Here is an 18610-nt window from a genome sequence, read left to right on the forward strand (position 1 = left end):
CGTCAGTCCGCGCGGGTCGCGAGAAGGGCGAGGAGCAGCGGGATCCGGGGCGAGCCGTCGGGCAGCCGCCACCAGCCGCCCGCGGTACGGACCATCTCCGGCCAGCGGGGCCAGGGGAGTTCGTCGCTCTCGCGCATCACTGTGATCCCGAGGCCCGCCCCGGTGAGCGCGTTGACCACCTCGTCGATCCCGTGCATCCACTCGTAGCTCTCGGTCGTCCCGCGCACGGCCGGGCCGTCGGTGTACGTGTACGTCGAGTCCCGGCGGATCGCGCCGCGTCCGCCCAGGTAGTCGTGGCGCAGCAGCAGTTCGGAGCCCTCGCCGGGCGCGGGCTTGGGCCCGAGGGCGTTGAGCAGCGGGTGGAACTCGACGAGGTAGAGGCGGCCGCCGGGGCGCAGCAGCCCGGCGACCGTGGCGGCCCAGCGGTCGAGGTCCGGCAGGTAGCACAGTGCGCCCTTGCCGGTGTAGACGACGTCGAACCGCCGTTCGGTGCCGAGTGCTTCGGCCGCGTCGTAGACGTTGGCCCGGACGTAGTCGACCGCAAGGCCCGCCCCGGCGGCGAGCCCGCGGGCGGCTTCGATGGACGCCCCGGAGATGTCGAGCCCCGTCGTGCGGGCGCCGCGCCGGGCGAAGGCGAGCGTCTCGGTGCCGAGATGGCACTGCAGGTGGAGCACGTCGCGGCCGGTCAGGTCGCCGAGGTCCTGCCATTCGAAGTCGCCGAACCAGCGGTCGGGGTCGGCCCGGCCGTCCTCGCCGAGCCCGTAGAACGCGCTGGCCAGGTGCACGGGGGTGCGTGCGTCCCAGTTGGCCTCATTGGTCCGCATCATCTGCCGAAGGGAGGGGGCGAGTGGCGCTTCGTGCTCGGCTGCTTCGGTCATGGGGACCATCCAACCGTGCGCGGGCACGTGGGCGGGCCGGGCCGGGCGGCCTTTTCCGGACAGTCTCCACTTGACAAAGCCATTTGCCGTGCCGGCAAATGGATCCATGGCGGAGAACGATTTCGACGGGGTGCTCACGGCCGTGGGGCCGAGGCTGCGGGCCCTTCGGCAGTCGCGCGGCAGCACGCTGGCCCAGATCGCCGAGACGACGGGGATCTCCCTGAGCACGCTGTCCCGGCTGGAGTCCGGCGGGCGCAAGCCCACGCTCGAACTGCTCCTGCCGCTGGCCCGGGCGTACGGAGTGCCGCTGGACGAGCTGGTCGGCGCGCCCGCCGTGGGTGACGCCCGGATCCGGCAGCGCCCCTTCACCCGGAACGGGCAGACGTACGTGCCGCTCACCCGCTACCTCGGGGGCCTGCACGCCTACAAGCACATCGTGCCTCCCCGCACGAAGGACAAGGGCGTGCGTCCCGAGCAGAAGGTGCACGAGGGCTACGAATGGCTCTACGTCCTCACCGGGCGGCTGTGGGTGGCGCTCGGCGAGCACGATCTGGTCCTCGGCGCGGGCGAGGCCGCGGAGTTCGACACCCGCACCCCCCACGGCTTCGCCAACGCCGGGGACCGGCCCGTGGAGTTCCTGTCCCTGTTCGGGCCGCAGGGCGAGCGGATGCACGTACGGGCGCGCCCGGTCTCGGACTGACCGCCCGGGGCCGGGAGCCGCCACGCGGATCGGGCGTCAGGGCAGGATCGAGTCCACGTATCCGCCGTCGACCCTGACCGCCCCTCCGGTCGTCGCCGAGGCGTAATCCGAGCCGAGGTAGACGACCAGGTTGGCGATCTCCGACGGTTCGATCAGCCGGCCCAGCAACGACTGGGGGCGGTGCAGGCGCATGAACTCGCGCTGCGCCTCCTCCCAGGGGAGGTCCCGGCCGACCAGGTCGTACACGAACTCCTCGACGCCCGGGGTGTGGGTGGGGCCGGCGATGACCGAGTTGACGGTCACACCGCTGCCGGCCGCCTCCTTGGCGAAACCGCGGGAGACCGCCAGCAGCGCGGTCTTCGACGTCCCGTAGTGGATCATCTCGGCGGGGATGACGATGGCGGAGTCGCTGGCGATGTTCTGGATCCGGCCCCAGCCCCGGTCCTTCATGCCCGGCAGATAGGCGCGGATGAGCCGCACGGCGCTGAGCACATTGACGTCGAAGTACGTGCGCCACTGCTCGTCGGTGATCTCCAGCGGGTCGGCGGGGCCGAAGATCCCGAGATTGTTGACGAGGACGTCCGCGTCGGGCACCTCGGCCCGCAGCCGTGCGGCGCCCTCCTCGGTGGTGAGGTCGCAGGCCACGGACGTCACCCGCGCGTCCGGTACCCGGTCCAGCAGTTGCTCCCGCGCCTCGCGCAGCCGCTCCTCGCCGCGGCCCGTGAGGACGGTCGCGGCGCCGGCTCCGGCGAGGCCGACGGCGATGGCGAGTCCGATGCCCTGTGAGGAACCCGTGACGATGGCGGTCCTGCCGCTCAGATCCACATGCACCCGCCCCACGCTGCCACGGAACTCCGCGCGAACCGGCGGCGCCACGCAGAACCGGCACCCCGGGCGCGGAACGTCCACGCGGTGACCTGGGGGTGGCTTCCGGTCCGGGGGACGCACCGGAAGCCACCCGGGGCGGATCGTCAGGTCTCCGCCCGTGCTCCCACCGCGGTGAGCAGCGCGAGGGGGGTCGCGGCCGCCCACGCCTGGGGGGAGCAGGAATGGGGGTAGGGGACGGGCCCTTCGCCGGGGACGCGGGAGTAGCCGGCGATGACCTCGGGAAGCCGGTGGTCGTGGTGCGCGGCGGCACCGGCGAGCGCCCGGGCGAGTACGGCTGCCTCGCCGTGCAGCCCGTAGCGGGCGAGGCCCAGGGCGATGACCGCGTTGTCGTGGGGCCAGATGCTGCCCCGGTGGTAGGACAGCGGGTGGTACGGGGCCTGTCCCGCCGCGAGGGTCCGGATGCCCCAGCCGGAGAAGAAGTCGTCCTCCATCAGGCGCCGTCCTGTGGCGCGGCCCCGCTCGGTGTCGAGGATCCCCGACCAGAGCAGATGGCCCGCGTCGGAGGCCAGCGCGTCCACCCGGCGACCCGCCCCGTCCAGGGCGAGGGCCGGGAACGCCCGGTCGGCCATCCAGAAGTCGGCGCCGAAGCGGGCGCGCAGGTCCCCGGCCGCCGACTCCAGTTCGGCCGCCCAGTCGGGGTCGTGCCAGGCGTCGCGGGCCAGGGCGGCGGTGCGCAGCAGTGCGTCGTAGGCGTAGCCCTGGGCCTCGGCGACGGCGATGTCGCCGGTGGCCTGCGTCCCGTCGGTGAAGCAGACGGCGCCTTCGGAGTCCTTCCAGTTCTGGTTGAGGAGTCCGTGGCCGTCGGCGCGGTAGGTGAGGTATCCGCGCTCCTTCAGCCCGCCGTGGTCGAACATCCAGGTGACGGCGGCGCGGGCCTGGCGTTCCAGTCGCCGGGCGAGCGCGAGGTCACCGGTCCGCTCGGCGTGGGCGTGCAGCAGGACCAGGAAGAGGGGCGTGCTGTCGACGGAGCCGTAGTAGCGGCCGTAGGGGACCTGGCGGAAGTGGGCCAGTTCGCCGTGCCGGATCTCGTGGACGATCTTGCCGGGTTCGGCGATGCGGGCCGGGTCGTGCTCCGCGGCCTGGGTGGCCGCGAGCGCCGGCAGCGTCGCCTCGGCCAGGCCGGGGCGGTACGGCAGCGCGAAGTACGAGGTGAGCAGCGAGTCCCTGCCGAACAGGGTGAGGAACCAGGGCACACCGGCCGCCGGGACGTGGACGGTCCCGCCGTCAGGGCCGGCGGCGGGGACGCGCAGTCCGGCGAGGTCGTCCAGCCCCTGCCGGCAGGCGCGGCCCAGTTCCTCGTGCCCCGACGGGACCGCCGGCGCCCCTTCGGTGAACGCCTCGTGCTCCCGCCGCGCCTGCTCCTCGGCCTCCGCGACGGTGGCCGGCGGCGCGGGTGCGGCGGGGGCGCCGTGCGGGACGGCCGTGGCGTGGACGGTGATCTCGGCGCTGCCGTGGGCGGGCAGCTCTACGGTCCACTCCAGGGCGACGCGCTCCCCGGCGGCTTCCGCGCGAGGCGCCGGGGAGGCGGTCACGGTGGTGCTCGCGTGCCAGTCGCCGCGCCTGTAGTGGAATGCGGCTCCGCCGGGGAGCAGATCGAGGGTGCGTATGGCGCCGGCCTTGTCGTACTGCCGGTCGTCGCCGCGGAGTTCGAACTGGTCGGCGAAGTCGGCGGCGGCTTCCAGCCGGACGGTGACGGAGGTGTCCCGGCCGGTGTTAGCGGTGATGCGCAGATGCTCGACGAGCCGGCCGTGGCGCAGGGCCTGCCGGCGGAAGAGCGTCCAGTCGGAGGGCTCGTCACGGCTGCCGACCGCGGTGAGCACGGCGGCGCCGCCGCCCGGTCCGCGGGCCGGCACCAGGACCGTCGGGGTCCGCCCGTCGACGGTGAGGATCCAGGTGCTCAGATGGCGGGTGTCCCTGGTGAACAGCCCGTCGGGGGACGCGCCGCGGGTGCCGGCGATGTCGCCGCCGGGCCCGGTCGCCGCGAAGGCACCGGCGTGCAGGAGGAGTCGGCGCGGGCTCATCGGCCGTCCTCCTCGGCGGTGCCGGCGAGCAGGTCGAGGGCGACCGCCGCGGTCCAGCTGAAGCGGTTCGCGCCGTGGCCCTCGCCGGTGTACGGGTCGACGTACTCGGCGAAGCGGGAGCCGCCGGCGGCGTCCAGGACGGCCCGCCGGAGCGCGTCGGCCTCGGACGCGGCACCGTGCAGGCGCAGTCCGCGCTCCAGAAGCCAGTTGATGTTGAACCAGGCCGGGCCGCGCCAGTAGCGGGCCGGGTCGAATGCGGGGCCCCGCAGGTCGTAGCTCGCGACGAGCCGGGTTCCCGTCCCGAGGCCGAAGTGCTCACCGGTGACCGTGCCCAGCAGGGCGTCCACCACGTGGCCGGGCAGCGACGGCACGACGAGGGGCAGCAGCCCGGTGACGCTCCTGTCCTCGATCACGGAGTCGCCCCGTACGTCCCGGCAGAGGAACATGCCGGCCTTCGGCTGCCACAGGTGGCGTACGAGCGCGTCGGTGAGCGCCTCGGCGCGCTCCCGGTGCGGGCGCGGATCGCGGCCCACCTGCTCGGCGATCCCGGCGAGTGCGTGCTCGGAGGCGATGAGCAGGGCGTTGAAGCCGGGGTCCTCGACGGCGAACGGGTGCGGGGTGCCCGCGTCGCGGTAGCCGTGGTCGCGGTAGTCGGCGGCCAGCCGTACGTACCGTCCGTAGTCCAGGTCGGTGGGCCGGGCGGCCGCGTCGCCGTGGGTCAGGTCCACCCGCCGGAACGACTCGGGCGGCGCCGGGGTGATCCGGCGCAGCGGACCGTCCCAGCACGGGCTGTTGTCCATGCCCGGCTCCCAGGGGTGCACGACGGAGGCGAGCCCGTGGCCGGTGAAGTCGCGGTCGCGAAGCAGGTAGTCGTGCCAGGCCGCCAGGCGCGGGTACAACCGCTCGAGGAAGCCGCGGCGGCGCGAGGTGGCCGGATCGCGTTCGTGCACGAGCGCGGCGGCGAGCGCGTGGACCGGGGGCTGGACGATTCCGGAGGTCTCGGTACCCGCCGGGGCGCCCGCTGCGCGGCCGGCCGTGCTGGACCGCCAGAAGTCGGGGCTGGGGAAGTACGCGTCGAGCGGCACCCGGGGGCTGAACACGATGTGGGGGATGCGCCCGTCGGCCCACTGGGCGCCGACGAGGGATTCCAGCTCGCGCTGCGCGCGCCGGGGCGAGAGGTGCCGGAGCCCGATGGCGATGAACGCCGAGTCCCAGCTCCACTGGTGCGGATAGAGCGTGTGCGAGGGCACGGTCGAGGTGCCCGTCCAGTTGGTGAGCAGGACGCGGGCGGCGTCGCGCCGCAGTCGTTCCCGGGCGCGGGCCGGGCGGTCGGTGAGGGTCGTCGTCATGCGCCGGACCTGCGCAGGAAGCCGGGGATGGAGCGGACGGCACCGACCGGGTCGCCGGTGAGGCGGCACTCGGCGGCGAGGTAGCCGTCGTAGCCGATGGTGTGGAGCGCGGCCAGCCAGGCGGGCCAGTCGAGGTGACCGGCGCCGGGCTGGAACCGGTTGGAGTCGCTGACCTGGGCGTGCCCGATGTAGGGGGCCGCTTCGAGGATGGCGGCCGCGGGGTCGGCCTCCTCGATGTTCATGTGGTAGCTGTCGATGCCGATGCGCACCGAGTCCAGGCCGACCGCGCGGATGAGGTCGACGGCCTGCTCGAGCCGGTTGACCATGTGGTCCTCGTACCGGTTGAGGGGTTCGAGGTAGAGGTGGACGCCTTCCTTGCGGGCGTGCTCGCCGAGTTCGGTGAGCCCTTCGAGGAGGACGGCGCGCTCCTCCTCCTCACCGCGCGGCGGCTCGAAGGGGGGCAGCCGGCGGGAGAACATCCCGTAGGAGGCGGGGGTCTGGGCGCCGCGGCCGCCGATCTCGGCGATCACGGACAGCTGGGACTTCATCTGCTCGACGGCGTCCCGGCGCAGGTCGGCGTCGAACGCGCCGAAGAAGTGGAGCATGTCGACGCAGACGGTCGGCATGACCACGCCGTCCTTGAGGGCGGCGCGCAGTTCGGGGAGCCGTCCCCGGAAGTGGTGGTCTCCCTTGGCGCGCAGTTCGATGGCGTCGAAGCCGGCGTTCTGCGCGAACTCCCACTTCTCCTGGAGGGTGTCCCCGGGCAGCAGTTGCTCCTGGCAGGCGGTCTTGAGCATCAGGGGCCTTTCAGAATTCCAGGACGACCTGGAGGGCGTCGGCGGGGCGTTCGTCCAGCAGCGTGTAGGCGTCGGCGGCGTCCTCGGCGCGCACGACGTGGCTGACGAGGGACTGCACGTCGACGAGCCCTTCGGCGACGAGCGAGAGGAAGGTCTGCTGGAGTCGCTCGACGGTCCAGCGGCCGGAGAGCTGCGGCGGCACCCCGCCGATCTGGGAGCAGATCAGCTGGACGCGGTTGTGGTGGAACTCGTCGCCGAGCCGCAGGCCCGCCCCGTCGCCCTGGTAGAAGCCGGAGGCGACGACGCGGCCGCCGACGGCGACGGAGCGCAGGGCCTCGTGGAGGGCGGGGTAGGCACCGCTGATCTCGATGGCGACGTCGGCGCCGCGGCCGTCGGTGGCTTCGCGGATGCGCTCGGCCACGGCGTCGGTGCGGGCGTTGAGCGTGGTCGTGGCCCCGTACGCCGTTGCGGTGGCCAGCCTGCCGTCGAGGGCGTCGACGGCGGTCACGCGCGCGCCGTTGAGCCGGGCGAGCCGGGTGGCGAGCAGTCCGATGACGCCCTGGCCGAAGACGGCGACGTCCTCCCCGACGTGGATGTCGGAGGCGAGGACGGCGTTGTGGGCGATCGCCCCGACACGGGCGAAGGCGCCGGCGAGGGGTTCGAGCCCGGCCGGCAGGACGTGGCCGATCAGGCGCTCGGCGGGGACGATTCCTTCGCTGCGGTGGCCCCAGATGCCCCAGACCGTGTCGCCGGGGGCGGGGAGGCCGGGCGTGCCGGCGAGCTCGGGCGACACCTCGGTGACCTCGCCGACCTCGGAGTAGCCCCAGCCGGCCACCGGGTACTCGATGCCGGCGGCGCCGTCGCGGAAGAGCCGGGCCTCGGGGTCCCAGGTGCGGGTCAGATACGGGTTGGTGCCGCGGTAGGCGGTGAGTTCCGTGCCGGCCGAGATGCCGGAGTAGCGGGTCCGCACGCGCAGATGACCGGGCGGCAGTGGCGCTCTCTCGTGCTCGGCGACTTCGACCTGCCGGGGGCCGGTGAACTGGACGACGCGTTCCACGTGGGGCTCCGAAGGGTTGTTCCCAGTACTGATCTCACTACTTAGGTCGAAGATATCTCAGGGTTATGTCTTGTCAAGACGCAAAAGTGATGCTGAGATGCCTCAGAACCCAACGTAAGTAGTGTGAGGACAAGCCATGCGCAAGTGGATCCGGCGGTCGAGGGCGACCGCCGCGGGCCTGGTGGCGATGGCGAGCATCGGATTGCTCGCCGGCTGCTCCACCAGTCAGGGCCCTGCCGCACCGGACAACAAGATCACGGTCTGGTCACAGGAGAACCTTCCGCCCCGCATGGCGGCCACGAACAGGATCATCGACCGTTTCGAGAAGGAGACTGGGATCGAGGTCGAGCTCGTCGGCGTCGACGAGGGCCAGCTCCCGCAGCTGATCATGTCCGCGGCCGCCGCGGGCAAGCTCCCCGACGTCATCGGCGCGGTCCCCATGGGCCAGGTCTGGCAGATGTACGGCAACGGCCTGCTCGACACCGACGTGAGCAAGCAGATCGTCCGGAGTCTCGGCAGCTCGACGTTCGACGCCAACGCGCTGCGGCTGACCGCCGACGAGGGCACCCAGCTGGCCGTCCCCTCCGACGCCTGGCTGCAGCTCCTCGTCTACCGCCAGGACCAGCTGCGGCAGGCGGGCCTGCCGGTCCCCGACACCTACGACAAGCTCCTGAAGGCCGCGGCCGCCCTCGACGGCAAGGGCCGCGACGGCATCTCCGTGGCCACCGACCCGGGCGACGTCTTCACCCAGCAGAGCTTCGAGAACCTCGCCCTCGCCAACGGCTGCCGGCTCGTCGACGCCGGGGGCGACGTGCGACTCGACTCACCCGAGTGCCGCCGCGCCTTCACCACCTACGACCGGCTCGGCCGCACCTACGGCGCCCCGGGCACCCAGTCCGTCGACTCGACCCGCGCCACCTACTTCGCCGGCAAGTCGTCGATGATCGTGTGGTCCTCGTTCCTCCTCGACGAGCTGGCCGGGCTGCGCGACGACGCCCTCCCCAGCTGCGACGAGTGCAAGAAGGACAAGGAGTTCCTCTCCCGCAGCAGCGGCATCGTCACGGCACTCTCGGGCCCCGACGGTTCGGAGCCCGCCCAGTTCGGCGAGATCACCTCCTGGGCGGTGACCAGGACGGCGGAGACCGACGCCTCCCGGAAGTTCATCGAGTACATGATGGACAAGGGCTACGAGGACTGGTTCGGCATGGCGCCCGAGGGCAAGATCCCCGTCCGGTCCGGGACCGCCGACGACCCGGAGCGCTACCAGCGCGCCTGGCGGGCCAGCGAGGCCGGCGTGGACACGCGCAAGCCCATGAACCAGGTGTACTCCGACGCGCTGCTCGACCAACTGGCCCACGGCGTCAGCAACATGAAGCGCTGGGGCATCACCGAGGGCCACGGCGCCCTCGTCGGCGCCACCAACGGCGAACTGCCCGTACCGAAGGCCATCGGCGCCATGACCAGCGGCCAGATCTCGCCCGCCCAGGCCGCCCGCGAGGCCGACGAAGAAGTCACCGCCCTCCAGAAGTCGCTCCAGTAGCGCCGCCCCGCGAGGAAGTCTCATGAGCACAGAAACCGGCGGCGCGAGGAAGCGCCGCACACTCACCACCGGACAGCGGGAGAACCGCGCCGGCCTGGCCTTCGTCTCCCCCACCTTCCTGGTGGTGCTGGTCGTCGTCATCGTCCCGATCCTGTGGACCGTCCTGCTCGCGTTCCAGAACGCCCGGCTGGTGGACATCCAGGGCATGGGCCTGTTCGGCAACTGGTCCCTGGACAACTTCGGCAAGGTCTTCGGATCCGCAGGATTCTGGTCCAGCCTCGGCACCACCCTCGTCTACACGGTGGGTTCCACCGCCGGCTCGGTCCTCCTCGGCCTGGTCGCCGCCCTCGCCCTGCGCAGGCCCTTCCGCGGCCGCGGTCTGCTGCGCGGCTCGATGCTGCTGCCGTACGTCGCGCCCGTGGTCGCGGTCGCGTTCGCCTGGGAGGTGGCCCTCAGCCCCCAGTACGGGATCGTCAACGAGTGGGGCGCGAAGCTGCTCGGCTGGGACGACCCGATCGCCTTCCTCTCCACCCGCTCCTACGAAGTGGACCTGCTGGGCCTGCACTTCGACATACCGCTCGCCCTGCTGACCGTCATCGTCTTCGAGATATGGCGGTACTTCCCCTTCGCCTTCCTCTTCCTGCTCGCCCGTCTGCAGGCGGTGCCCGACGGTCTCGAGGAAGCGGCCCGGGTCGACGGCGCCACCCCCACCCAGCGGTTCCGCCACATCCTGCTCCCCCAGCTGATGCCCGTCGTGGCGCTGCTGTGCGTGCTGCGCTTCATCATGACGTTCAACAAGTTCGACGACGTCTATCTGCTCACCGGCGGCGGCTCCGGCACCGACGTCGTGGCGGTGCGGGTCTACGACTTCCTCACCGCCCGCTACGACGTCGGCGCGGCCGCGGCCCAGGCACTGGTGCTGGCCGCCGTGCTGACCCTGCTGCTCGGCATCTACTTCAAGTTCTTCGCCAAGAAGGTTCAGGAGGAGGCGTGATGACCCGCACCCAGTTCGAGGAACGCCTCTTCGGAATCCTGCGGTGGGTGACGATCGCCTTCCTGGCCGTCATCACCATCGCGCCCTTCTACTACATGCTCCTGCTGTCGGTGAAGCCGATCGACGCCCTGCTGCTGGATCCCGGCTCGCTGTGGGTGTCGGCGAAGGACTTCACCCTCGACACCTACCGCAGCGTGCTCCGGCCCACCTCCGAGGGCGGCCAGGGCTTCCTGCGGATGCTCGTCAACTCGGCCCTCGTCGCGCTCGGAACGGTCGTCCTGACGCTGGCCGCCGCGGTGCCGGGCGCGTACGCCGTCAGCCGGCTGAGGTTCTTCGGCGGACGGCACGTCAGCGCCCTCTTCCTCGCGGTCTACCTCTTCCCGGCGACGCTGCTCGCCGTCCCGCTGTTCGTGATGTTCGCCAGGATCGGCCTGTCCGGCAGCCTGGTGGGCCTCGCCGTGGTCTACATCGCCCAGACCGTGCCCGTGTCGATCTACATGATGAAGAACTACTTCGTCACCATCCCGTACAGCATCGAGGAGGCGGCCGCGCTCGACGGCTGCACCCGCCTCCAGGCGATGCGCAGGGTCATCCTGCCGCTCGCACTGCCCTCGCTGATGGCCACGGGCCTGTACGTGTTCATGATCGCGTGGAACGAGTTCCTCTTCGCGCTCCTCTTCCTCGCCGCCGACCCCGACGCATGGACGGTGTCGCTCGGTCTGCAGCAGCTCGCCAACGGGATCGAGGTGCCCAAGACTGTCCTCATGGCAGGCTCGGTGGTCCTGACCATCCCCGTGGTACTCCTGTTCTTCGCCGCGGAACGCCTGTTGACCGAGGGCCTCACCAGCGGCGCCGACAAGAGCTAGGAGCACGAACGACCCATGCCGACGAACCAGGCGAGCGCAGGCCATCTGCTGAAGCTGATCCGCAGCGGGCAGGCCACCACCCGCGGCGAGCTCCAGGCCGCCACCGGGCTGTCGCGCTCCACGGTCGGCCACCGTCTCGACCAGCTGTTCCACGCCGGCTGGCTGCGCAACACGGCCGGTACCTCCACCGGCGGACGGCCGTCCGTACGCCTGGAGTTCGACGCCCGGCACGCGGTGGTGCTGGCGGTCGACCTGGACACCACGCACGGGCGGGCCGCGGTGACCGACCTCGCGGGGACGGTCCTGGCCGAGCACACCCGGCCGCTGCTGATCTCGGACGGCCCCGACAAGGTGCTGGACGCGGTCGGCTCGTGGCTCCCCGCTCTGCTCGGGGCCGCGGAGGTGGAGGCCGGGGCGGTGTGCGGAATCGGGCTGTCCGTTCCGGGACCGGTGGACTGGGAGACCGGCACGGTCGTCCAGCCGCCGGTCATGCCCGGCTGGGACGGCCACCCCGTCCAGTCCGCCATGCAGGCGGCGTTCGCCCGGCACGTCGGCGCGGCCGTCGCTCCGCCCCCGGTCCTGGTCGACAACGACGCCAACCTCATGGCGTACGGCGAGCAGCGCCACCACTACCCGGACTGCTCCGCGTTCGCGCTGATCAAGGTGTCGGCGGGCATCGGCGCCGGCGTGGTCGTGGGCGGCGAGCCGTACCGGGGCATCGACGGCGGCGCGGGCGACATCGGCCACATCCGGCTGCACGACCGGCAGGACGCCCTGTGCATGTGCGGCTCGTACGGCTGCCTCGGCGCGGTCGCCAGCGGCCGTGCGATCGCCGAGCAGCTCACGGCACTGGGGATCCCCGCCCCCTCGGCGACCGAGGTGCGCGAGCATCTGGCGGCCGGGCAGCCGGACGCGGTGCGGCTCGCCCGGGAGGCGGGGCAGCGCGTCGGAGAGGTGCTGGTCACGGTGGTGACGCTGCTCAACCCCGGGGTGCTGGTGATCGCGGGCGACCTGGCGTGCACCCCGTTCCTCACGGGGGTCCGTGAGCTCCTCTACCAGCGGGCCATGCCCCGCACCACGGCCCATCTGACGGTGGCGACCAGCGAACTCGGCGACCGGGCCGCGCTCGCGGGCGCGGCGGCGATGGTCGTGGAGCACCTGTACTCGCCCGAGATCGCCGACGCCAGGCTGGCCGCCGCGGGCGGGACCTGACGGTTCCGGCCGACCCGGTCCTCGCCCCCGCCATCCCCCAGCCCATGACGTCCGAGCACGTCCCCGACACTGCCATGGAGCACCCGTGACACAACCTCAGTCCCCCTCGGCCCTCCCCGGTCCCGCCCTACGGCCGGTCCGCGTCGGGCTCGTGGGCGCGGGCCCCTGGGCACGCGCCATGCACGCCCGTATGCTCGCCGCCGGCCCGGAGACGGAACTGGCCGCCGTCTGGGCACGTCGGCCCGAGGCGGCCGAGGAGGTGGCACAGCAGTACGGCGCCCGGGCGGCGGCGTCCTTCGAGGAACTGCTCGACCTGTGCGACGCCGTCGCCTTCGCCGTGCCGCCCGCGGTGCAGGCGGAGCTGGCCGTGCACGCGGCCAAGGCCGGCAGGCCGATGCTCCTGGAGAAACCGCTCGGCGCGGACCTGGCGTCCGCGCGCCGGGTGGCCGAGGCGGTGGCCGAGCACGGAGTCATGACCCAGCTCGTACTGTCGAAGCGCTACCACCCGGTGACCCGGGAGTTCCTGCGCCGCGCACAGGACGCCACGGTGGTGGGCGCCCGCTCCTGCTATCTCCACGGCGCCTTCCTCGGCGGGGACTTCGCCACGCCCTGGCGCCTCGAGCAGGGTGCCCTCCTCGACCTCGGCCCGCACCTCATCGATCTGCTCGACGCGGCGGTCGGGCCGATCGCGACGATCCGCAGCTCGGGCGACTCCCGCCGCTGGATCGAGCTGACCTGCGAGCACGCCAACGGAGCGATCAGCCAGGCCTCGCTGTCGGGGGCGGTGCACCTGAGCCGTGCCCGCACCCGTGTCGAGCTGTTCGGGCCGGGCGAGGAACTCGTCTACGACACGGCGGAGCTGGACCACGAGGAGTGCTGGCCCGTGCTCCGCCGCGAGTTCGCCCAGGCGGTGCGCACGGGCCGGGGCAACGGCATCGACGCGGGGCGCGGCCTCAGGCTGCAGGAACTGATCGCGATGGCGGCGGGGTAGCGCCCGCGGCGGGGCGGCACCGCTCCAACGGAATCCGCAGCTCACCGTGGACGGCCCGGCGCGGTCGCAGCACGTCCCCCGGCGGCGCGTCGGTGCGTGGGGCGTACCCGGCGCCTCCGACGACCTTGGGCGGGCGCGGTCAGGCCGGAGTGGCCGGGTTCGCGACGGGCTCGGCCCGAACGGGCGACAGCGGGGAGGTGCCGGCGGGCCCGTGGCCGACGGCGATCCCGGAGGGCACGGCGGCGGGACGGCGCCCTGCGAGCCGGCAGCCCAGACAGTCCGGGTGCCCCTGCCGCGCGGCGTGGTCGCGCACTCTCCAGGACCATTCCTCTTCCGGGCGGGGGCCGCTGGGCTTCCCCCAGCCGGCGAGGTGCAGCCCCCACGTGGTCAGCCCGGCGAGCGCGAGGATCCCGCCGCCGACGACCGCCAGGGTGACCGAGACCGCGGGGACGGCGACGCCCAGGACACCGAGTCCGGTCAGCGCGATCGCCGTACCGGTCCACCCCGCGACGGTGTGGCCCAGATCGACATGACCGTGTGCACTCATCTTCACCCCAGGAAGGCAGGCAGTAGGGTTGGAACGCGAGACGTTTTATCTCACGAGCTAATCTACTTAGAAGCTAAGGTAATTTTCGGTGAACGGCAAGTCGCTACCCGGTGCCACCCCGGAACAGGTGCACTCACAGATGGATCGCCTGATCGCGCTGGGCATCGTGGCCCAGCACGACGTCGCCCAACGGCTCGGCCTCAACGTCACCGATCTGACCTGCCTGGGCTTCATCCTGGAGGCCGCGGGAGATCCCCTCACGGCCGGCGATCTCGCTCAGCGGGCGAACCTCACCACCGGCGCGATCACGGGCGTCGTCACCCGGCTCGAACGGGCAGGCTACGCCCACCGCCAGAGCGATCCGGCCGACCGCAGAAGGGTTCGCGTGGTCGCCGACGAGGCCGCCGCCGCGCGCGTCTTCGAGGTCTACGGGCCCAACCACCGGCGGCTGGCCGCACTGTTCGCCGAGTACGGGCCCGAGGAGATCGCCGTACTCTCGGACTGGTTCACCCGGGCGGCCGACATCATGCGCGACTCTCTGGACGAGGTACGCCGAGGCGGTGCCGCGACGTAGACGTCGCAGCGCCGTAGAGTCAACGGCCATGACCGATCATGGAGTTGCGGACCGCGGCGTCCACCTCGTCACCGGCGGGGGCACGGGCATCGGAGCCGCCACCGCGCGCAGACTGCGGGCGGCCGGCCACGATGTCGTCGTCTCCGGGCGGCGCCCCGGCCCACTGGAGGACATCGCGCGGGAGACCGGGGCGCTGGCGCACGCCGCCGACACGGCCGACCGCGACGCGGTGGAGGGCCTGGTGGAGGCGGCGGTCAGCGCCTACGGCCGCCTGGACGGGCTGGTGCTCAACGCGGGCATCGCCCGCAGCGGTGGCGTCGGCGACCTGTCGGACGAGGACTGGGAAGCGGTCATGCGCACGAACGTGACCGGGCCGTTCCTGCTGCTCCGCGCGGCCCTCCCCCATCTGCTCCGTTCGCGGGGGTCTGTCGTGGCCGTCGCCTCGGTGTCCGCACTGCGCAACGGCCAGGCGAACGCGGCCTACGCGACGTCCAAGGCCGCACTGCTGCAGCTGTGCCGTTCCGTCGCCGTCGACTACGGGCCGCAGGGGGTGCGGGCCAACACCGTCTGCCCGAGCTGGGTGCGGACCGACATGGCCGACCGTCGCATGGCACGGTTCGCCGAGGAGGCCGGACTGCCGGGCGCGGGCTCCGCGGACGGCACCGAGGAGGCGTACGAGGAGGCCACCCGGCTCGTCCCCGCAGGCCGCCCCGGCGATCCGGCCGAGGTCGCCGAGGCGGTCGCCTGGCTTCTGTCACCCGCCGCTTCGTTCGTCAACGGCGCCACGCTGACCGTTGACGGAGGGGTGACGGCCGTCGATCCCGGCGTCGTCGCGTTCCGTTACCGCATCCAGCCCCGGTCCGGTCTGGACGGCTGAGGGACGGCCGGCGGCGACCGACGGGGCCGCGGCCTCGCGGTCGCCCTCGCCGGGGCGGGCGGCCGAGGGCCGGCCCGTGTGGGGCTCGCCGACGGCAGGGCGGCCGGCGGCAGGGCGATCGGGGGAGGGCTTGCCGAAGGTCAGGCCGGTCCCCGTCAGATCGGCGCGGATGCCGTCGCGCTCCACGACGATGTCCTCGAGGCGGATGTCGCCCGCCGTGGTCTTCGGCAGTTCGAAGGAGAGCGACAGCCGGTCGGAGAGCTGCGGCGGCCGCAGTTTCAGCAGGGCACCGATCAGAGCGGGATCGATGCCGACCTTCTCCAGGAGCCACGGGTTGTCGACGACGACATCGACGAGATTGACCTTCATCAGCCGCTGGAGGAAGCGCGGCGTCCCGGTCAGCCTGCTCAGTTCCTTCTCGCTGCGCAGCGCGCGTTCGATCTGCGACTCGGGCAGCCCGAGCCGCTTCACCACGGCCGGCAGGGCCAGCAGGGCCTTGATCCGGGCGGCCTCACGGCTGATGCGCGTCGCCGCCTCGCGGTGCAGGCGCAGGCCCGAGCTCTCGGGGTCCTCGCCCGGCCGGTAGGTGAACAGGCCGGGGACGTCGAGCCGCATGCCCTGGACGGTGGTCGACACGGCCCGCTGCCCGTCCCGTTCGATGCGCGCCTCCGCCCGCACGGTGATCTCCCGGCCGGCCATGGGCAGCGAGCCGGCTATGTGCACACCGCCGGGCCCCGCGCTGGTGAACTTCACCCGGGAGGCGCCCAGTTCGCGGTTCAGGTCGTCGAAGGAGAGGAGTACGTCGCCCTCAATGCGGTCGACGACGGCGCCCTGCAGGGAGCTGGGCAGATCGCCGACGATCCGGATGTCGCGGGCGCTGGCGTGCACTTCGGCCAGCGAGACCTTGTCGGCGGCCACGTCGGGAAGGGTGACGTCGGCGCGGTCGATCCGCCCTTTGAGCACCTGCGTCAGGAAGGGGAAGCCGGCGATGTCGACGTCCGGGCGGGCGCCGAGGCGGAGCGAATCGCGGATCTTCTCCTCGGCCTTGTCCTCGGCGTAGGCCAGCGCGAGCCGGTCTCCGGCGCCGAGGAGGGTGACGCTCACGACGATGCCGACGGTGAGCTTGAGCGCGAGCGGCAGGGCTCCGAACCGGCTTCTGCCCCGGTGGTTGGGCGGCGTCCATTCGTCGGGTTCCTCGTCCGACGGTACGCCGAGCGCGGGCGTACGGGGCGCGGAAACGCCGTGGTCGTCGAACTCCGGTTCCGGGTCGGCCAGTTGAGCGAGCTCCTCGTACGGATTGCGGGTATGCGCGGTCATGCGTGTGGGGGGTCGCATCGACTCATCCCATCACGATCACCACCCTCGAACGCAAGTCCGGCCGCCGTGGACCGCGCCACATCGACGGCGACCGGCGACCCGCGATGCACCCCGGCGGCAACCCGCCGGAACGACCGGCGCGAAACGCGCACGACGGCGGAAGTGGCGTGTGGACCTGGGCCGTTGGCCGGCTTACGACGCAGGAAGCGGTCCCGGGGAACCGGGACGACAGATCTCGCCCCCTCTCGGCAGAATGCGGACATGTCGACCGACTTCGATGGAATGATCGAATGCAGAACCTGGGCGCGGAACTGGGCGGATGACGACGAGGGCCTTCGGAGGCACGCCTCGATCGGGCTCTGGCGCCTCAACCTCGGCAACGCCCAGGACGCCCTGGCCTGCCCGTCCGGCGTCCGCAACCGCTTCGGCTTCCGGCCCCTGGCCGAGGGCCGCGGTCTGCCCGCGTACGCCTCGGACGGAGCGAGGAAGAGCTTCGGCGAATCCGGCGGCCGGAGTACGCGTTCGGAACCACCTCCACCTGGATCAGCCGGCCCGAGTCGACCGCGGCCGACTGGGACGGGACGGACGGCTCCGGCACCCTCACGCGGCGGACGGTCGCGGGGCCGGGGACCCACTGGGCGCCGGTCTGGGACGTGATGCGGACGCCGGCCGGGCTCCACGGCGCGGAGCACGTGCGCCTGGCCGTCCGGTTCCACTGAGACCGCGGGGTCGCTTCCGGTCCGGCGACGCGACTGCCCCGAGCCGCCCGGGCGTCAGCCCGCGAGGCCGGCGAGCCGCTCCGCCCGAGGTGCCGGCGGTCAGTCCCCGGCGATCCGCCGCTCGCCGGCCGCGATGGCAAGGTCGTTGATGCTGGCGTAGCGCTTGCGCATCAGGCCGTGCTCGTCGAACTCCCAGTTCTCGTTCCCGTAGGCGCGGAACCACTGGCCGTCCGCGTCGTGGTACTCGTACTCGAAACGCACGGCGATGCGGTTGCCCTGGTATGCCCAGAGCTCCTTGCGCAGCCGGTATCCCAGCTCCTTGCGCCACTTGTCGGCGAGGAAGTCGACGATCTCCTTCCGACCGTTGAGGAACACGTCACGGTTTCGCCACTCGGAGTCTTCCGTGTACGCGAGGGAGACCTTCTCCGGATCCCGTGAGTTCCAGGCGTCCTCGGCGAGCTGGACCTTCCGGCGGGCGGTCTCCTCGGTGAAGGGAGGCAGGGGCGGGCGCGGCGAGTCGGACATGGCTACGGTCTCCTTCCGGGCGGCGAACGGAGCGAGAACGCTCGTTCTCACTCGGCCGGTACGCTACGAGAACGATGGTTCTCACGCAAGGGAGTGGCGGGATGACGGAGACCGAGGCGACCCGGGAGCGGATCCTCGACGCCGCGGAGGAGCTGTTCTACGGGCAGGGCATCCAGACCGTGGGCATGGACGCCGTGCGGTCCGCTTCCGGTGTGACCCTGCGGCGCCTCTACCAGGTCTTCCCGTCGAAAGGCGCACTGGTGGAGGCGTATCTGCTGCGGCGTGACGAACGCTGGCGGAAGAGTCTCGCCTCCTGTGTCGAGAAGTCGGACGCCCCACCGGCCGAGCGCGTTCTCGTGGTCTTCGACTGGCTGCGCGACTGGTTCACGGAACCGGACTTCCGCGGCTGTGCCTTCGTCAACGCGTTCGGGGAACTCGGCGCGACGGCTCCGGAGGTGGCGGAGGCGGCACGACGGCACAAGGAGGCGTTCCGCCGGTACCTCGCCGGGCTCGTCGACGACGCGGGTGCGCCCGGCGGGCTCGCGACTCCCCTGGCGCTGCTCGCCGAGGGGGCCATCACGACGGCGGCCCTCACCGGCTCCCCACTGCCCGCGCACGCGGCCCGCGAGGCCGCGAGGCTGCTGCTGGCCGCCGCGATCGACGAGGACGGCCGGGCGGTCGCCCAGGCCGGGCCGCCACGGTGATCGCGGGCGCGTGAGCCGGGGGGCTCGCAGTGCGGGAAGTCGGCCCAGGGCGGT

General features: G+C 72.5%; 17 protein-coding genes and 1 pseudogene. 9 read left to right on the top strand and 9 right to left on the bottom strand.

Features of this window, described 5'->3' with window-relative positions; all coding sequences use genetic code 11:
• Positions 1-2: 2 nt before the first annotated feature.
• The gene (locus BLT82_RS26210; RefSeq protein WP_093659090.1) at positions 3-878 is read right to left on the bottom strand and encodes a class I SAM-dependent methyltransferase; all 876 of its coding nucleotides are present in this window, start codon (positions 876-878) and stop codon (positions 3-5) included.
• A gap of 106 nt (positions 879-984) precedes the next feature.
• On the opposite strand from BLT82_RS26210, the gene BLT82_RS26215 reads away from it, so the two are divergent.
• Complete coding sequence (locus tag BLT82_RS26215; RefSeq protein WP_093659092.1) at positions 985-1578, top strand: helix-turn-helix domain-containing protein; 594 nt, start codon at positions 985-987, stop codon at positions 1576-1578.
• Positions 1579-1614: 36 nt separating this feature from the next.
• On the opposite strand, the gene BLT82_RS26220 is transcribed toward BLT82_RS26215, so the two are convergent.
• The 5 genes from BLT82_RS26220 to BLT82_RS26240 form a co-directional block, all read right to left on the bottom strand.
• Positions 1615-2409, bottom strand: a complete 795-nt coding sequence (locus tag BLT82_RS26220; RefSeq protein WP_093659224.1) for an SDR family NAD(P)-dependent oxidoreductase — start codon at positions 2407-2409, stop codon at positions 1615-1617.
• A 140-nt stretch (positions 2410-2549) separates the two neighbouring features.
• On the bottom strand, positions 2550-4487 hold the full coding sequence (locus BLT82_RS26225) for an amylo-alpha-1,6-glucosidase (protein ID WP_093659094.1): 1938 nt from the start codon (positions 4485-4487) through the stop codon (positions 2550-2552).
• The gene (locus BLT82_RS26230; protein ID WP_244529618.1) at positions 4484-5836 is read right to left on the bottom strand and encodes an amylo-alpha-1,6-glucosidase; all 1353 of its coding nucleotides are present in this window, start codon (positions 5834-5836) and stop codon (positions 4484-4486) included. The genes BLT82_RS26225 and BLT82_RS26230 overlap by 4 nt, the downstream gene beginning before the upstream one ends.
• Positions 5833-6633, bottom strand: a complete 801-nt coding sequence (locus BLT82_RS26235; RefSeq protein WP_093659096.1) for a sugar phosphate isomerase/epimerase family protein — start codon at positions 6631-6633, stop codon at positions 5833-5835. Before BLT82_RS26235 ends, BLT82_RS26230 begins: the two co-directional genes overlap by 4 nt.
• A gap of 10 nt (positions 6634-6643) precedes the next feature.
• Positions 6644-7690, bottom strand: a complete 1047-nt coding sequence (locus BLT82_RS26240) for a zinc-dependent alcohol dehydrogenase (protein ID WP_093659098.1) — start codon at positions 7688-7690, stop codon at positions 6644-6646.
• Between the two features lie 136 nt (positions 7691-7826).
• Between BLT82_RS26240 and BLT82_RS26245 the strand changes: the two genes are divergently transcribed.
• The 5 genes from BLT82_RS26245 (at position 7827) to BLT82_RS26265 (ending at position 13293) form a co-directional block, all read left to right on the top strand.
• Entirely contained in the window at positions 7827-9230 is a 1404-nt protein-coding gene (locus BLT82_RS26245; RefSeq protein ID WP_093659100.1) for an ABC transporter substrate-binding protein, read from the top strand.
• Between the two features lie 22 nt (positions 9231-9252).
• Positions 9253-10224 (top strand): carbohydrate ABC transporter permease, encoded by a 972-nt coding sequence (locus BLT82_RS26250; RefSeq protein WP_093659102.1) that lies wholly within the window; start codon positions 9253-9255, stop codon positions 10222-10224.
• Positions 10224-11090 (top strand): carbohydrate ABC transporter permease, encoded by an 867-nt coding sequence (locus tag BLT82_RS26255; protein WP_093659104.1) that lies wholly within the window; start codon positions 10224-10226, stop codon positions 11088-11090. Before BLT82_RS26250 ends, BLT82_RS26255 begins: the two co-directional genes overlap by 1 nt.
• Positions 11091-11105: 15 nt before the next feature.
• The gene (locus tag BLT82_RS26260; RefSeq protein WP_093659106.1) at positions 11106-12302 is read left to right on the top strand and encodes an ROK family transcriptional regulator; all 1197 of its coding nucleotides are present in this window, start codon (positions 11106-11108) and stop codon (positions 12300-12302) included.
• A gap of 85 nt (positions 12303-12387) precedes the next feature.
• Positions 12388-13293: a Gfo/Idh/MocA family protein gene (locus tag BLT82_RS26265; protein ID WP_093659108.1), complete on the top strand. Its 906-nt coding sequence runs from the start codon at positions 12388-12390 to the stop codon at positions 13291-13293.
• Between the two features lie 139 nt (positions 13294-13432).
• Here the strand turns inward: BLT82_RS26265 and BLT82_RS26270 are convergent, their stop codons facing one another.
• Positions 13433-13840, bottom strand: a complete 408-nt coding sequence (locus BLT82_RS26270) for a hypothetical protein (protein ID WP_093659228.1) — start codon at positions 13838-13840, stop codon at positions 13433-13435.
• Positions 13841-13979: 139 nt separating this feature from the next.
• Here BLT82_RS26270 and BLT82_RS26275 point away from each other — a divergent pair, with 139 nt between their 5' ends.
• Positions 13980-14414: a MarR family transcriptional regulator gene (locus BLT82_RS26275; RefSeq protein ID WP_093659230.1), complete on the top strand. Its 435-nt coding sequence runs from the start codon at positions 13980-13982 to the stop codon at positions 14412-14414.
• Between the two features lie 28 nt (positions 14415-14442).
• The gene (locus BLT82_RS38175; RefSeq protein ID WP_093659110.1) at positions 14443-15291 is read left to right on the top strand and encodes an SDR family NAD(P)-dependent oxidoreductase; all 849 of its coding nucleotides are present in this window, start codon (positions 14443-14445) and stop codon (positions 15289-15291) included.
• Between the two features lie 690 nt (positions 15292-15981).
• Here BLT82_RS38175 and BLT82_RS38180 read toward each other — a convergent pair.
• Positions 15982-16626, bottom strand: a pseudogene (locus BLT82_RS38180) (LmeA family phospholipid-binding protein); the annotation flags it as partial.
• A gap of 800 nt (positions 16627-17426) precedes the next feature.
• Positions 17427-17852: a nuclear transport factor 2 family protein gene (locus BLT82_RS26295; protein WP_093659112.1), complete on the bottom strand. Its 426-nt coding sequence runs from the start codon at positions 17850-17852 to the stop codon at positions 17427-17429.
• Between the two features lie 101 nt (positions 17853-17953).
• On the opposite strand from BLT82_RS26295, the gene BLT82_RS26300 reads away from it, so the two are divergent.
• Positions 17954-18556, top strand: a complete 603-nt coding sequence (locus BLT82_RS26300; protein WP_093659114.1) for a TetR/AcrR family transcriptional regulator — start codon at positions 17954-17956, stop codon at positions 18554-18556.
• Positions 18557-18610: the final 54 nt, after the last annotated feature.

The sequence above is a fragment of the Streptomyces wuyuanensis genome (assembly GCF_900103455.1).
In the GTDB taxonomy this organism is placed as follows: domain Bacteria; phylum Actinomycetota; class Actinomycetes; order Streptomycetales; family Streptomycetaceae; genus Streptomyces; species Streptomyces wuyuanensis.

What these genes read in the sequence shown, in the direction of transcription:
- BLT82_RS26275 (WP_093659230.1), top strand. Translation starts at nt 13,980, where the DNA reads ATGGATCGCCTGATCGCGCTGGGCATCGTGGCCCAGCACGACGTCGCC.
- BLT82_RS26260 (WP_093659106.1), top strand. Translation starts at nt 11,106, where the DNA reads ATGCCGACGAACCAGGCGAGCGCAGGCCATCTGCTGAAGCTGATCCGC.
- BLT82_RS38175 (WP_093659110.1), top strand. Translation starts at nt 14,443, where the DNA reads ATGACCGATCATGGAGTTGCGGACCGCGGCGTCCACCTCGTCACCGGC.
- BLT82_RS26255 (WP_093659104.1), top strand. Translation starts at nt 10,224, where the DNA reads ATGACCCGCACCCAGTTCGAGGAACGCCTCTTCGGAATCCTGCGGTGG.
- BLT82_RS26210 (WP_093659090.1), bottom strand. Translation starts at nt 878, where the DNA reads ATGACCGAAGCAGCCGAGCACGAAGCGCCACTCGCCCCCTCCCTTCGG.
- BLT82_RS26225 (WP_093659094.1), bottom strand. Translation starts at nt 4,487, where the DNA reads ATGAGCCCGCGCCGACTCCTCCTGCACGCCGGTGCCTTCGCGGCGACC.
- BLT82_RS26270 (WP_093659228.1), bottom strand. Translation starts at nt 13,840, where the DNA reads ATGAGTGCACACGGTCATGTCGATCTGGGCCACACCGTCGCGGGGTGG.
- BLT82_RS26245 (WP_093659100.1), top strand. Translation starts at nt 7,827, where the DNA reads ATGCGCAAGTGGATCCGGCGGTCGAGGGCGACCGCCGCGGGCCTGGTG.
- BLT82_RS26230 (WP_244529618.1), bottom strand. Translation starts at nt 5,836, where the DNA reads ATGACGACGACCCTCACCGACCGCCCGGCCCGCGCCCGGGAACGACTG.
- BLT82_RS26250 (WP_093659102.1), top strand. Translation starts at nt 9,253, where the DNA reads ATGAGCACAGAAACCGGCGGCGCGAGGAAGCGCCGCACACTCACCACC.
- BLT82_RS26215 (WP_093659092.1), top strand. Translation starts at nt 985, where the DNA reads ATGGCGGAGAACGATTTCGACGGGGTGCTCACGGCCGTGGGGCCGAGG.
- BLT82_RS26295 (WP_093659112.1), bottom strand. Translation starts at nt 17,852, where the DNA reads ATGTCCGACTCGCCGCGCCCGCCCCTGCCTCCCTTCACCGAGGAGACC.
- BLT82_RS26300 (WP_093659114.1), top strand. Translation starts at nt 17,954, where the DNA reads ATGACGGAGACCGAGGCGACCCGGGAGCGGATCCTCGACGCCGCGGAG.
- BLT82_RS26235 (WP_093659096.1), bottom strand. Translation starts at nt 6,633, where the DNA reads ATGCTCAAGACCGCCTGCCAGGAGCAACTGCTGCCCGGGGACACCCTC.